General features: G+C 52.3%; 10 protein-coding genes and 1 pseudogene. 8 read left to right on the top strand and 3 right to left on the bottom strand.

Annotated features, from left to right (window positions below; all coding sequences use genetic code 11):
* Positions 1–408 precede the first annotated feature (408 nt).
* From QO231_RS25195 to QO231_RS25185, 3 genes are all read right to left on the bottom strand, one after another.
* On the bottom strand, positions 409–735 hold the full coding sequence (locus QO231_RS25195) for a hypothetical protein (protein WP_316782824.1): 327 nt from the start codon (positions 733–735) through the stop codon (positions 409–411).
* Between the two features lie 1085 nt (positions 736–1820).
* On the bottom strand, positions 1821–2594 hold the full coding sequence (locus QO231_RS25190) for a hypothetical protein (protein WP_316782821.1): 774 nt from the start codon (positions 2592–2594) through the stop codon (positions 1821–1823).
* Positions 2595–2671: 77 nt separating this feature from the next.
* On the bottom strand, positions 2672–3184 hold the full coding sequence (locus QO231_RS25185; RefSeq protein WP_316782818.1) for a DUF805 domain-containing protein: 513 nt from the start codon (positions 3182–3184) through the stop codon (positions 2672–2674).
* 187 nt (positions 3185–3371) lie between these two features.
* Here QO231_RS25185 and QO231_RS25180 point away from each other — a divergent pair, with 187 nt between their 5' ends.
* The 8 genes and pseudogenes from QO231_RS25180 (at position 3372) to QO231_RS25145 (ending at position 13185) form a co-directional block, all read left to right on the top strand.
* Positions 3372–4139, top strand: a complete 768-nt coding sequence (locus QO231_RS25180) for a DUF1835 domain-containing protein (protein WP_316782814.1) — start codon at positions 3372–3374, stop codon at positions 4137–4139.
* A 90-nt stretch (positions 4140–4229) separates the two neighbouring features.
* Positions 4230–4694 carry a SecDF P1 head subdomain-containing protein gene (locus tag QO231_RS25175; protein WP_316782811.1) on the top strand — a complete coding sequence of 155 codons (465 nt, stop codon included), beginning with the start codon at positions 4230–4232 and terminating at the stop codon, positions 4692–4694.
* A 65-nt stretch (positions 4695–4759) separates the two neighbouring features.
* Entirely contained in the window at positions 4760–4960 is a 201-nt protein-coding gene (locus tag QO231_RS25170) for a DUF3955 domain-containing protein (protein WP_316782808.1), read from the top strand.
* 213 nt (positions 4961–5173) lie between these two features.
* A complete protein-coding gene (locus tag QO231_RS25165) occupies positions 5174–6427 on the top strand; it encodes a serine hydrolase domain-containing protein (RefSeq protein ID WP_316782806.1) in 1254 nt (417 codons plus the stop codon).
* A gap of 225 nt (positions 6428–6652) precedes the next feature.
* Positions 6653–7405, top strand: coding sequence for a hypothetical protein (locus QO231_RS25160; protein ID WP_316782803.1), 753 nt, complete (start codon positions 6653–6655; stop codon positions 7403–7405).
* A gap of 188 nt (positions 7406–7593) precedes the next feature.
* Positions 7594–10611, top strand: coding sequence for an autotransporter family protein (locus QO231_RS25155; protein ID WP_316782800.1), 3018 nt, complete (start codon positions 7594–7596; stop codon positions 10609–10611).
* Positions 10612–10835: 224 nt separating this feature from the next.
* Positions 10836–11884: pseudogene (locus tag QO231_RS25150) on the top strand (IS110 family transposase).
* Between the two features lie 272 nt (positions 11885–12156).
* Positions 12157–13185, top strand: coding sequence for an IS110 family RNA-guided transposase (locus QO231_RS25145; RefSeq protein WP_316782797.1), 1029 nt, complete (start codon positions 12157–12159; stop codon positions 13183–13185).
* The last annotated feature ends 639 nt before the right edge of the window (positions 13186–13824 follow it).

Raw genomic sequence — 13824 nt, 5'->3', positions numbered from 1 at the left:
GTCAACCGAGGCAAAATCACCTCGATCAACAGCAAACTCTCAACTTCACAATCCGCGAAACAAATCCCGACTACGCGCAACCCACGTCACAAGCGCCCATATCGCGAAGCGATTTAGTGCAAGAGCCCTCTATACCAAATGCCGTCCTGCAGCATTTCGCAGGTGCAGAAAATCCAGATCGTTGCGACCGCCCCTAGCCGACATTACCGCCCCTCGGCAATGCGGCGGTGCGGCTCGCGGAAGGAGACGTTCGTGCACGGCGCAGCATTTCATTGGTGTAATCGTCGGTCAGTGAACTTTTCGAGCTTTCGGCTCAAGTTTGCAGTGTCTTGAGTAGACAATAGAAGTTGGCCAGTCGCGCAATAGGACGCCCTAAGTTGGCGGGTTATTGGTCTGAGGCAGAGAGACTTAGCGGTAGGGAATGCTGAAAAGTGTGAAGCTGTTTGTCTGTGTGACCATCTTTGCGCCCGTCTCCGCCATGAGACTTGCCATCGCGTCGCTGCCGGTGGGGCACGCCACGAGATCGGCCGCATCATCTAGGAAGTCCGCTGTGAATGCACTTTCGCCGACAAGCTTGCAGTCATCTGCTGCCCCACGATAGCCGCGGACGAAGACAAGGTCGGGATCAGGTTCGCTGATCGCGATTTCCGGTGCCGTTTCTATACACCCTGCCAAGCTGAGTGCAGCGGGCAGTATCCATAACCCGTAAATGATCTGCTTGCATCCGTTGAACATTTCTACTCCCACTCTGCGTTAGCGCTGCGCCAGGTTTTTTCCTCGGGGTCCCATACGCTTGCGACAAAACACTGGGTGGGGCCGATCCCATCGCATTGAGACCCGTGTACTTCGGCAACAAGCACCCGACTTGGGCCGATAGTAGCCATTTCCCATCCCTGATTGAGAAGCGTTGCAACATGATCTTCGATGAGAAAGTGGGACATGCATCCACCTGTTCCACAATAGAGCGACGCAGCGCTTGAACATGCAAACCCAAAATCATTTAGGACCCAGTCGCGACGCAGATCACCGTTTAGATCGGTTCTCTGGACACTTCCCCATTCCAGTGCAAATTCGCCGTTGTTTACTTCGGCGCATGCGTTCTTCGCTTCGTCGACTATGCGTTGAAGGGCAGGGGGTAACCTAGTGAGGTCTTGTGACCAAGCCGGCGTGGAAACAGTCAGCGCGCTAATGACCAGAGCTTTTGCCCAAGAAAATGTCCAGTTGCCCCGCTTGCAGCCAGAGACAAAGAACCATGAGAGCATTGCACTTCCCTTACCTTTGCCCTCAGTCGCATCGGGGTATTCGCCCAAAGGTCTTGGCTGTTTCAATCTGATTGGTGGGAGTGAATTCGGAAACAAACTCTGAGCCCCAAATGGGCTTCGGGCCACGCCCACCGACGTGACCCTCTTCTTTACAGGCTGCCCTCGTTTGTCAGGGACATGATACCGTCGGTGGCTCCGTCACTATAGGCTATGCACTGCCAAGGTGCTGAATCTGGGCCAACACCAACTTTAACCAAAGTCCCCGCTTCAGAAAACTCAGATGACAAAAGCCGGACTTCGCTATTGCCAGTCGACTGTGCAACCGCATTTAGACAAGCTTGGTCTGCCAGAGTAGGCGATAACGTCGCAGAGCCACTGTCTTCCACGCACGCTGACAATAAAGTGCCAAAGATCACACAAGACGCCAGTTTAAGTGTTGTGTTCATGTTTATTCCTTTTCCGTGTTTTACGAAGTCGTTTTGCTAGAACGGGTTGGATCGGCGATGAATGCGATGAGATTTTCCGAATTTGAGACAGCAGGCCGCCGAGACACTGTAGTCAATTGCATTGGTTGTATTGGTAGTCTCCGTATTCGATCCAGTTGTTATTGCCATCTTTGAAGACGAGGAATTCGGACCGGTCTTCTCCCAACAACGCGACCACAAAACCTTGTGGCGGCTGTGCATTACCAAAGTAGCTGTAGGCCGTCATTGCACGCGTGGTGTCGCCGTTGACTGTCACGATAGCGTCCCATTCGCCCTGTGCTTTTTCAAGGATCAGGTACTCTATCTGGCGTTTTACTTGGCCACCGCCGCAGTACACCACCCCTTCTGGGGCCTCCATGGTGTTGTTGTCTGCTTGGGATGCAGAACCGCAAGAGGACCGCAGTGATCGAATAGCTTTGCCCGACCCTTTAAGGTCAAAAAGCCCATAGCTCACATCTTGATCCGACATGGATAGATTGAGGATGGCGTTGGCTGCAATCTGATCCAGAATGAACTGGTAGTCAGCTGGGTCTTGGAACACAACTTCGACAGGGTAGTTATCGACAATCCGCAGAGTGGCGTTCCCTTGACCCGCTTGAAAAGATCCAACTTCAGTCGAACCATTTTTCATAAACCGAATTGAAAGGCTTTGCTTTCCGACGATATCTTCGCTGTCGGCATACCCAACAGGTGCAAAGCGCAATCGGTCACATTGCAATTCCAGCGTCATGTCGCCTGTCTGAATAAACGCATTTGGGGTCTGGCCACCGCTAAATCCCCATTCAGCAAATGCAGGTGCAGCGGACAGGCAAAATAGTAGACACCCAGAAAGGAAAGTATTCTTCATTCTTAACTCCTAAAAACCCCTATTTCTGGGGTGATAACCGTCATGCGGTGTAGAGGTAAAGGTGATTGATCACCCGTTTACGACTGTGCTCCATAAGCATTCGTGCCCTCTTGTGAGGGTCGCGTCAGCCACCAGATCATCACGATTGAAAGGCCAAGTTGGATAGCGTACATTGCCATCAAACCTGCTCCGCCAATAAGGGCTGCCGGCCCTCGCAGAGCCTCAGAATTCTCGCTGCCGGACTCGACGACTGAGAAAACAGCGACGCCGGTCAATAGCATTATCATCGTTGCGAGACTGAAGGCCAAAGGCAGAAGAAGATACCATCCAGGACGGCCAGTATCATGTAAACGACGCCACCCCGCGGCAAGCATGGGTAGCATGATCGCCAGTTGAAAAACCGAGGTCAGCAAGTTCGATCCCTGTCCCGTTTCCGGATCAGTGCCAAAAAGGACCGCACCGATTACAACCAGCCCGACGTTGACCAGGAACACGAACAGCACGAACCACCAATACTCTGATCTACGCGCGCGGCCCGAAAACACCACGTACTTGGACAGGCAGGTCTTGACCGATTGCGTAAAACCCATTGTAAAACCCCTCGTTTTGCTCTCGCCGTCATATTTTATGTCCAGAAAGGTTTACGAAAAACAGAGGCGTTGCAAGAATTTTATGCAAATGGGAAAATTCAGCCTAGGAAACCGCGTGGAAAGTGATTTACTGCAAGCAGCGTGTCCCCTGACAACGGAAATCGTGTTTTTAAGCCAAAGGTAACCAATGTCACAGCCCGCATACCTACATCTGGTTTTGGGAGGAAGTTCCGGAGGTTGTCTACGCGCGGCAGTTGCAACTTACGGCCTGACAGGGCACGTGCATGTGTTTGATGATGATCTGAGCCACGGCCCGTTGAACAACAAGCAAGCGCGAGCAGCATATTTCAGAGCGCTTTACCCAAACTATGGTCAGTTGCCTGAAGATCCGGTTCCTTCTTCGGCCGATTTTGATAGCCTATCAGTCCATTTGGCGCAGGATCCCACGCCAGAAATTTGCATTTGGGCCGGTGAGAATGCATCGGAACGGACGTTTCTAGAGATGGCTTGTCATCAACTGGGCCATTTCAAGGGAACAGTGACGCGTGTTGGCGCAAGCGGTTTAAAGGCACCGCCCTATATTGCGGTACAGACCCCGGCTTTTCTGACGAGTCTTTTCGATCAACGAGAAGAGATAGATCCAGTCGCACGATCGGCATTTTCCGAGAGTTTTTTGCACCTTCGAGATGATGGCGCTACACTGAGAAAATGGGAGGCAGGCAAAATTTTTGATGTTCCCGCTGATTATTATGACAGCCTGCTGTTGACATGCTGTTCAAAAGACTGGGTTTCTGCTGCACGAGCTGTCGGTACGGCGATGGGCCGTGGCGATGAACACAACTTGTTGGGTGATGTGTTTCTGTCCGGCAGGCTTCAGCACCTGATTGCTGAGGGTTTGGTTGAAGCATCTGGCCCTCAAGCAAGTTTGCGTGCCTATGACGTGCGCCTTAGATAATGTTACTGAACCTTTCAGTAATACGTACCTCCAAAGTGGCGAACACTAATTGACTTTGGGGCAACTGAAAAATTGTTTGAATGACTGCGAATGACCAAGAATTATTTATTGATCGTCGCGGCAGTCATAGTGATTGCAGCTATTTCGTTCTGGGCTGGACTCAATTTTCAGAAGGCACAATATAATGATGTGTGTCTTGACCTTGGCGGGGGGCAAAATCCCGGGCAGCACCCTATTTGCGTCGTTGAACAGCAAAACGCAGCGCTTTGGCTGGGACCGATCAAGGTCACTCAAAATGATGTGGTCGAACTAGAGATTCAACGCGGGGAGGATGGGCAGTCGCAGGTTCGACTTGATTTGACACCCGAGATCGCAAGCCGTCTGGTTGCCTTCACAGAGCAATCTATTGGTAAAAATATGAATATTCGTATTGGAGGCCAATTGATCAACTCTGCGCAAATCGCCGGTGCGATCCAGGGCACGAACTTCATCTTGGCGTTTTCTGACGAACAGGCCGAAAAACTAAAATCACTACTCGATCGAAACATCAACTGATCCTAAGGTATCCCAATAGCGTAGCTGACTCGTATCCAAATTGAATACAGATTGGAAAGTTCATCATGGATTCTAAACTTCGTATTTCAGGATTTATAGCTCTGGTTCTCGCCGGATTGTCATGGTTGTCTGAGACAGCTTTTTATGACGATGTAGATGCAAACGGTGTCCTGCAGGAGAGCTTTTTCCTTCCCCTGACTTTCATACTGGCCGCACTGGGATTGGTTTTGATATTTGTTTCGCTTTGGGTGAAGCGGCGTAAATAGAATCTTCGTTGGTGTTCGACCGCCTACTTCGGGCCATCGTGAATTGGATGCCGACAAACCAATCGTTCGCGCACGTGATTGTTGGATCTAAGGAGGCAAAAGCCGTATTTTGTAACTGTCCTGCGAAAGCCGACTGTGCGAGCATCAGATTTGGTAGTTATGCGCCCGGATAGGTCTGGGGCTTGATCTTGTTGCGAATGAAGGCCGCAAAGAATGTACATTCTAAAGAATTCAAGTGTAATTCAGAGTCTTTTTAGACGAGTTTGCCGATTTTTGGTTAGGCCATTTGGGGCGATCGCGCTGGCGACGACTGCATTGGCTGGATTGCCGGCTGCCGCTGCGGATTTCGGCACATGCGCGATAGAAACGAATGCGCCCGAAGCCGTCACAGAGGCCCTCGACGCCCTGCTGTCTTCAGCGGTCGAGTTGACTTCTCCCAATGGGCTGGCCTTTGGTACTGCACCCGGTGCCGTTCTCTCTGTGAGATCTGCCGGTTGGCGTTATGCCAAGTCAGTGGGCCTAGCCGACCCGGATGCTTCGATTTCTATTGACTGTCAGATGCCATTTCAGATTGGCAGCAACACGAAAATGATGACGGCAGCCGTGCTCCTCCAGTTGCAAGAAGAGGAGAAGCTATCGCTTGATGATCTCCTCTCAGGTCATCTGCCCGAAATTGCGCGGCAATTGCCGGAGGGCAACAGGATCACCTTGCGCCAACTCGCCCAGCACACTTCCGGTATCTTCAGCTACACAGACAACGCGCCCGACGGCACACCGGGCATCATGGAGGCCGGGTTGACTGATCCTGTCGCGCTTACAGCCGGTTTCAGTCCGCTAGAGCTTGTGCAGTTTGCGGTCGATCATGGCTCGCCGACCTTTGCACCCGGAACAGAAGATGCCTGGGCTTATAGCAATACGGGTTACATCCTTATTGGACTCATTATTGAAAAAATCGAAGCCAAACCGCTCGCCGACGTATTCGAAACTCGTATCTTTGCTCCGTTGGGCATGCGGGATACTTTCTTCTGGAACGACATCCCGCTTCCCGAGTTTGGTTTGCCCAGAGCGTATCTCGAAGCTCCCTTTGACTATGAAACCTCGAAATGGAACATGTCCCAAGGCTGGGCTGCTGGCGCTGTAATTTCTACTATCGAGGACATGCACATCTTTATTGAGGCGCTCGTTGGTGGTGAACTTTTCAACTCACCTCAAACACTGACAGTGATGCAAGATACCTTGTGGGTTGGGAGTTTGACTGTGCCGCTTTACGGAATTGGACTTGTGGAAAAGACCACCGGTCTCTGGGGCCACGGCGGGCAAACACTGGGTTTCGAATCCGACATTGCGGCATTTCAGGACAGTGATGTATCCATCGTGGGATGGGCGTCGTCTTCTAGCAACATTATGGTTCTCGGCGCTGCGTCCGTAGCAGACGCTCTAAGTAAGGCAGATATTCAACCAAATTGAGAGCATGACACGTTCTAATCTGGACTGGCTTTAGGATTGAAATAGCCAGACATTCACTTGTAGGCCATTCGTGATAGTTGTCTCAACATCTTGCGCCCAAAGCGGCAGTAGGGCTAAGCAAAACTCCGACGACAAGGCATCATCAGACTTGGAATGGAGTGACTAATCTGCCGGCGCTATTTAGCATAATGTCCGCGGTTTGGATAAAGATATGGACGGATTCACATGAAGTCTCTTCGACTACGACTGGCCGTCGGCATCGCGTTCTTTTTGGCGGCGGTTTGCGCAAACGCGTCAGGTCACCTCACTCTGGGGGAGATGCGAGAAGGGCCCGGAGGCGAAATCGAGGCGCTGACCGAAGGCCAGTTCTACATAGACGGCACTGCCTCCAGCGCCAGAGTGTTCACGTTCTCCAACGGAACTCGGTCTCTTCATTTTATTCCTATGATTCACCAAGCCGAGCCCGCGTTTTATGAGGCAGTGGCTGGCGAAGTGAAGCGTCTTAAAGCGCAGGGTAGCGACCTTTTCTATGAGTTCATCGACTTCGAAGCCGCGACCCTCGCAGACAAGCGTAGGATCAGGGCTATGTATGGTCTCATTCCCACACCAGCTTTTTATGCGCAGAATGCATCTGACGGCTTGATAGGGCAGGATAACGCGATGTTCTTGGGTTTTCCGGGTGGCAGAGACGTCAACGTCGATCTGGCTCCGGCCGAGCTGGCAGACGCCTACGAGAATTTGGTTGGTCCGCTTGATATCAGTGACGAGAACCTCACCACACCAATTGAGGAGTTCGTCATGCCAACTGCGGATGTCACGAAACTTACGAGTGTCACAATCGATCAGAGAAACGGGCACTTAGCGAGGGCGATCAATGAAGCACAGAGTAGTGTCATAGTGCTTTACGGTGCGGCCCATGGCGCGGGAACAATGAAAAATCTGATCGCTCTCGATCCAAGCTGGCGTCGCCAGAACTGAAAAAAGTGACGGAACAACGGATGGGACGGCGTCATTTTTCAAATGACGGAGTCTAATAGCCGAAAAAGCTGTGTAAAGGCGCAACAGTTAATCCAAAAATGAGTCGGTTTCGCAATCGTATTGACTGGAATTGGCAGCGATGTGATTTTGTAGATGATCAAATTAAGTTGGGCGCAAAGGAACTTCAAATGTCTAGTAACCTCAGAACAGGTCTTTTGGCCTCTTGCGCGCTTGCAACCATTCAACTCATGGGCGCTTCAACGGCGTCGGCGCAGGGCTACTGCTCTGTCGCGTCCGAAGCGGGCTTGAGTTTGGGGTGTGTCCAACCACTTGTTGATGCAAGTATTTTAAATGGCGTACTTAACCCCGCGAACGCCTTAATCAACCCAATAATTGGATCGCATGATGGGTTAGTTTTTGATTCCGACTGGATTGCAAATTCTGCGAGCGATGGTCAACTGAGGTTTGAGGGCAGCGTAAAGTTTGCGAGGGGGTTGAACAGCAGTTGGGCGAATACCTATTTCGGCTCTGCGCGAACTGACGGTGGGAAAACAACCTATGACGTCACCGCGTTTGACGTCCGTGATATCAACACGGGCAACATAATAGTTGAGTTGCAGTTCGACCGGCTTACCCTTGAAAATTCCGCTCTGACGCTGAGAGATGGCGCAAGCTCTACCGGCAGACAAACGGGTGAAATTAGTTTCCTGGAGATAGGGGATGGCGCAATTGGCCGCGGCGGTGTTTTGGCCCTGCGCAATGCGTCACTGACGTTTGCGAACGACACAGATTTGTTCATGGCAGCACCACCGGGTGGTACGCCTGTCATTCGCGCCGAAACTGGCGACAACCTCCTCCAACTTGGCAATCAGTCAACGAACTTGAACCGTTTGTCAGTGGTGGTCGACGATGGTGCCGCGTTGACCTTTGATGGAACAGCAATTTCCACGCGCACCGAAGGAAATCTGACTGTTGGCTCCGGGGCAGACCTGACAATCGAAAACAACTCCGTCTTAGGGCTGCTCAGTAATGTAGGCTCCGGCTTGCCACAATCCACGGTGAATGGCGGCACTGTTACGGTGGATGGCTTATCTTCCGAACTTCGCCTAACGGCACCCGTTTTCAACAACAGTACGGTTTCACTTGAAAATGGCGGTACACTGCGCATCGAGCAACGCAATGGCGTACGCAGCACCCTATCGTTTAGCGGCGACAGCACTTTGAACTTTGGAAGTGAACAAGACGCCGTATTGGGTGCCGTTGCCAACCCGCAAGCCATGATATTGGCGGTTGGCGCAGGCACGACGAAAATTACCAATACCGGTGGGGTGAACAACGTGGGGCGCGGCCTGCAAGTTGATCAGGTGAGAATTGACGGCGGCACTTTGGACACATCCGGCTATTCGGTAAGAGACGATGTAACGAATGCTTGGCTGTACCTCAGCGTTGAGAACGGTGGTACGTTTTACGACCAGTTTGCCTTTTACCGCAACATTGACAGACTGATCGTCGATGGCGGTACGCTGCAAACGAATTCCAGTTTTGGAGACTTTGTTGGAGCCGCTGATGGCATCGAAAATGCACTGTTTACGAATAGCACAATCGATCTGGTCTCGGCATCGTCGGCGGGCACAGACAGTGGCAACGTGTCTGTTGGATTGCGATCGGTGGTTCTGAATGCACAGAACCTTGAGTTTGCAGGAACCAACCAAGTTACGGTTGGTATCAGCCCCGCCGGAGAATGCGTTGCCGGCATATGCACCCCGGCGTTAACCCGTTACGCAGGGAACCTTGTTGCCAACGTGGGTGGCTCGCCGACCTCAACGCTAACTGGATTCGATACGGTTATGTTCGTGCCTTTCGCCATTGATGCGAATGCTGTTGCGGCGGACTATATAGCGGGCGGCAACAATGGTATCTATACTGTCGCAATTGCAAACAATAACCCTCGCCTGACATTTAATGTGCAAAGCTTTGACGCCGCGCCAATGACACCTACGGCCACGCAGCTTAGTGCCGCTCGCTCTGATCTACCCGCAAATCTCGTCTATACCATTGTGAACAATCCGGTGGCTGATGACCGCGTGGATATTTCTTTTGTGGATATTGGGTTGCTGAACCATCCATTGATTGCCACTGGCACGGGAAACACCATGAGTTATGGTAGCCTAGTTGTGAATAGCAAAGGTACCTTGACGCATGCCGACCTACTGCAAGTTCAAACCCTGCACCCCGAGGCCTATGCTTCGTATATGACCGTCGCATTGGAACATAGTGATCATCTACGCAACATGGTCCTCGCAAATGCACGCGGTAATGCTGCTGGAGGTGATCGGGTCGAAGGTGTGACGGACAGCGGGAGCGGAATTTGGCTGGACTCCTCGTTGATGCGCGGCAATGTCGACAGTAATGGAGGTTTGGCAGGGTTCTCATATGACCTTGGAGAAGTCGTCTTGGGTGGTGATCTTTGGTCAAATGAAACGGCCAATATTGGTGCCTATGTCGGCTATGGGCAATACTCGATGGGCGAACACACATCATCCACATCGTCGTTAAGCTTCGCATCAAAAGCATATCATGTCGGCGCTTATGGAACTCATGATAGTGCAAATTGGTCCATGACGGGCATGGCGGGGTTTTCTTGGGCGAATACTGAATCGACACGCGAGGCGGTAACGGGCAGCACGTCAAATATCCATAACGCGGATTACGCCAGCAGAACGTTTGAAGCCGCCGTGCGCGCGGAATACTTGGGCTTTAAGTCAGGAGGCGCATGGCAGTTTGTTCCTGAGATTGGCCTTGGCTATGCACGTTATACGCAGGATGCGATTACAGAAACAGGCGCGTCTGACACCGCACTCACAATCAAAGACGCAACAGCCGAAAGTCTCATCGGGAGTATTGGCATAAACGTGACTGGACCAGAGTTCGGTGGTGGACTCAAACCACTTGCTTTCTTGCGCTATGAACACGATTTTCTCGCTTCACGTGATAATGTGCATGAAATCGATGCTGCCTTTGCGTCTTCACCTGGCACATCACAGACATTCATCGGCACCCATAGAGGGCCAGACGCAATCTCAATTGGATTCGGGTTAAGCAGCGCCGCAGGAAGTTCCGCGGATGTCTCCGCTGGGCTCGTGTATACAAAGAATACCTACGGTGATGAATTCGGTGGAGGGTTAAGCATAACATGGGCGTTCTGACAGCGTTTCCTTATTGGAATTGCCCGGATTTTTACCGGAGACTGTTGAGTTTGCCTGACGTTAGTACCGGTGTTTCTTGGCGTATTTTGTTTCATGGAGAACAGTTTTCTGGTTTTCAGAATTTGCAGATGCGGCAAAGAGTTTTTCAACATGGCGTAATCAGGACCAGCGCTCTACCGCGCCTGCTATTCTGGATGCACATGTCAAAAAAGGGAGACTGACGAATGGAGTATTTTGCTGGTTTGGATGTGTCTATGGAAGAGACGCATATCTGCATTCTCGACCGTGAAGGCCTATTGATCCGCGAAGGAAAGGCGTCCTCGACGCCGAAGGCGATTGCCGTGTTTCTCGCCGACGGCCCAATTTGCACCAAGGTTGTTATTGAGACAGGACGCATGGCCCCAATGCTTTTCCACGGCCTGACGGAACTTGGTGTCCCGGCGTTGCATCGAAAGCCGCCAAGCCTATCAGGCTCTGAAGTCCCTGGCGGGGCACAAAACAGATCGAAACGACGCGCGTGGCCTGGCGCATTTGGCGCGGACAGGGTTCTATAAACCGACCCATGTTAAATCGCTGTCCGCTCATGCGATCCGGTCGCTGATCGCGGCGCGCAAGAAGCTGGTCGGACAACGCGTGACCATCGATAATCAGATCCGCGGACTTGTCGTCGTGTTTGGTGTCCGCCTGCCACGCGCTCTGTCGCCCGCTTTCAAAGACGCGGCTTTGAAATTCAGCGACGGCGTTCCTGGTCTGCATGCTGCGTTGCGAGGTCTGTTTGCGGCGCGCGAGGCAATATTGACTGCGGTGGCTGCCATCGACAGCGATATCAAAGTAATGACCCGCAAATCAAAGGTCTGCACCCGCCTGATGACAGTGCCGGACGTCGGTCCAATCACGGCATTCGACCATTGCCCTCGGACCAATGGCGGACAAGGTCTCATCGTTTGCAGCGGCCATCGATGATCCGACGCGCTTTAAACGTTCGCGAGATGTGGGCCCCTATCTCGGGTTGGTTCCCAAACGCCACCAGTCCGGAGAGGTGGATTACATTGGCAGCATCTCTAAACGTGGCGACGTGCGGGTCCGAACGCTGCTTTACGAAGCCGCAAATGTGATGCTCACGCGATATGCAGCACCGCTGAAACTCAAATCATGGGCACTCGCCATTGGGCAACGCTCGACAATGCGAAAGGCGCGGGTGGCGCTGGCAAGACGGCTCGCGATCATCCTGCATGCCAAGATGCGCGATCAGACTGACTTCCAGATCGCGTAAGAATTACTAGAACGACAACAACGAGGATTCCTACATCACAGTCCCCTCACGGGAAGACGCCCGAGGGAGGGCGTGGGACACGGTGCCGGTTTTGTAGCGACAGAGCAGACTATCAATCTGATCGCGGTTTCAACCTTGCCGATCCACACCCAGCCAACCCCATCATGAGCCAGTGAGCTCGAAGAGATGGGATGGTTGCCGCCCTCCACAGACGGCATCGCAATGTGCCAAGTTGGTGGTGTCGAAACCCACTAAACTGAGAGGACGGCAAAATGAAGGATACAATGATTGGCGTGGATTTGGCAAAATCAGTTTTCCAACTTCATGCAACATCGCTGACGGGTGAACTAAAGTTTCGCAAGAAACTTTCGCGGCAGGGGTTTGTTCGGTTTATGGAAGAACACGATCCGGCTGTGGTCGTGATGGAGGCCTGCGGTGGTGCCAACTTCTGGTCAAGAGAAATGGTGCGACTGGGTCATGATGTTAAACTTATTGCACCTCAGTATGTTCAACCATTTGTTAAGCGGCAGAAAAACGATGCGGCGGATGCGGAAGCGATCGTCATTGCTGCACAACGACCAGAAATGCGCTTTGTGGAGCCGAAAACCGAAGAACAGCAGGCAAGAGCCGTTGTTTTTCGTACACGTGAGCGTCTCCTCTACCAAAGGACTGAATTGATCAATGTTGTGCGCTCCATCCTGTATGAGCATGGCCTGACATTCCCGACCGGTTTCGAGCAGATTGGACGGATCGAAACGGCGCTGCGTGATCCCGCCATCGTGTTATTGGATATTGTCCGCGCCGAATGTCTCGATCTGATCCAACAGATCGCAGAAAAGACAAATCGTATAAACGCGAAGACACAGATGGCCAAGGAACTCGCAAAGGACGCGGAAACGGCGCGGCGGCTCCAGACGATGCCTGGTCTCGGACCGATTACGGCATTGGCCATTGAAACCTTCGCGCCGCCAATGGAGACGTTCAAGTGCGGTCGCAGCTTTGCATCCTGGTTGGGCCTTGTGCCGAGGCAACATTCGTCGGGAGGGAAAGCCCGATTGGGACGCATCTCTAAGGCGGGACAGGCAGATATCCGAAGGCTTCTGATCACTGGCGCGATGTCGCGATTGAACTGGCTGGGCCGCAAAAGAATCCAACCAGGTTCATGGCTGGCAAAGATGCTGGACAGAAAGCCGAGGCTTCTGGTCGCAATTGCTCTAGCCAACAAGATGGCGCGGGCGATCTGGGCAATGCTCACCAAAGGAGAAGACTACCGGGATCCCGCACATGCCGCAGCGGCCTAACGCAACGTCACAAGGAAACTGAAAACAAAAAAGGAATAGTCCAAGAAGTCGACCCCTCGAATGGGCAAAATGATCGAATAGATCTGGATCGGGAAAACCAGTTTGGTTCTGTGAGCGCTTCAGCTCTGCGGAGAGATTTGGACCCGACCCGCTGATCACCATACCGGCCAGCAGCGTCTCTAGGGCCGCACATCAAGGCCTTATAGAAGACCGCACTCGATCACGCGCCAATCAAGGCAAAGAGTTCTTGCACTACGGGCGGCAACCATAGAAGAACCAAGGCAACCTCAGACGTAAAACCGCCCACACAGTGAGAAAGAATATTGACAGATTAGAGAACAGAATCGGTTCGAGGTAGCCGCTAGCTGCTTTTGCAAAGTGTAGCAATTCCGAATGTCCACATCTTCTGTCTATTAAACGACAGTTCGCACATGCAGCGAATGTACGGTTTCCGCCGATTCTGTTGCTGCCAATCTGATCGTGTACTGTTTTTCGCGCTTGCAGCGAACGGCAACAAAGTTTTAGGTTTTTCGATGCGGGCCATGGTGCGAGATTTCAGCTTGTGCTGAGCGTGGCCCGCGTTGGGAAACCTGACTAGGAGGAGGCCGCGGGAGGTGTGTGATTTCCTATGGGGAAAGC

Source organism: Sedimentitalea todarodis, from assembly GCF_032595355.1.
GTDB lineage: Bacteria > Pseudomonadota > Alphaproteobacteria > Rhodobacterales > Rhodobacteraceae > Sedimentitalea > Sedimentitalea todarodis.
Note: the sequence above shows the minus strand (reverse complement) of the source record. Positions and strands in the feature narration are given on the sequence as shown.

Bases quoted from the DNA above. Each gene is read 5' to 3' on its own strand.
- QO231_RS25195 (WP_316782824.1), bottom strand. From the start codon at position 735: ATGTTCAACGGATGCAAGCAGATCATTTACGGGTTATGGATACTGCCC.
- QO231_RS25190 (WP_316782821.1), bottom strand. From the start codon at position 2,594: ATGAAGAATACTTTCCTTTCTGGGTGTCTACTATTTTGCCTGTCCGCT.
- QO231_RS25185 (WP_316782818.1), bottom strand. From the start codon at position 3,184: ATGGGTTTTACGCAATCGGTCAAGACCTGCCTGTCCAAGTACGTGGTG.
- QO231_RS25180 (WP_316782814.1), top strand. From the start codon at position 3,372: ATGTCACAGCCCGCATACCTACATCTGGTTTTGGGAGGAAGTTCCGGA.
- QO231_RS25175 (WP_316782811.1), top strand. From the start codon at position 4,230: ATGACCAAGAATTATTTATTGATCGTCGCGGCAGTCATAGTGATTGCA.
- QO231_RS25170 (WP_316782808.1), top strand. From the start codon at position 4,760: ATGGATTCTAAACTTCGTATTTCAGGATTTATAGCTCTGGTTCTCGCC.
- QO231_RS25165 (WP_316782806.1), top strand. From the start codon at position 5,174: ATGTACATTCTAAAGAATTCAAGTGTAATTCAGAGTCTTTTTAGACGA.
- QO231_RS25160 (WP_316782803.1), top strand. From the start codon at position 6,653: ATGAAGTCTCTTCGACTACGACTGGCCGTCGGCATCGCGTTCTTTTTG.
- QO231_RS25155 (WP_316782800.1), top strand. From the start codon at position 7,594: ATGTCTAGTAACCTCAGAACAGGTCTTTTGGCCTCTTGCGCGCTTGCA.
- QO231_RS25145 (WP_316782797.1), top strand. From the start codon at position 12,157: ATGAAGGATACAATGATTGGCGTGGATTTGGCAAAATCAGTTTTCCAA.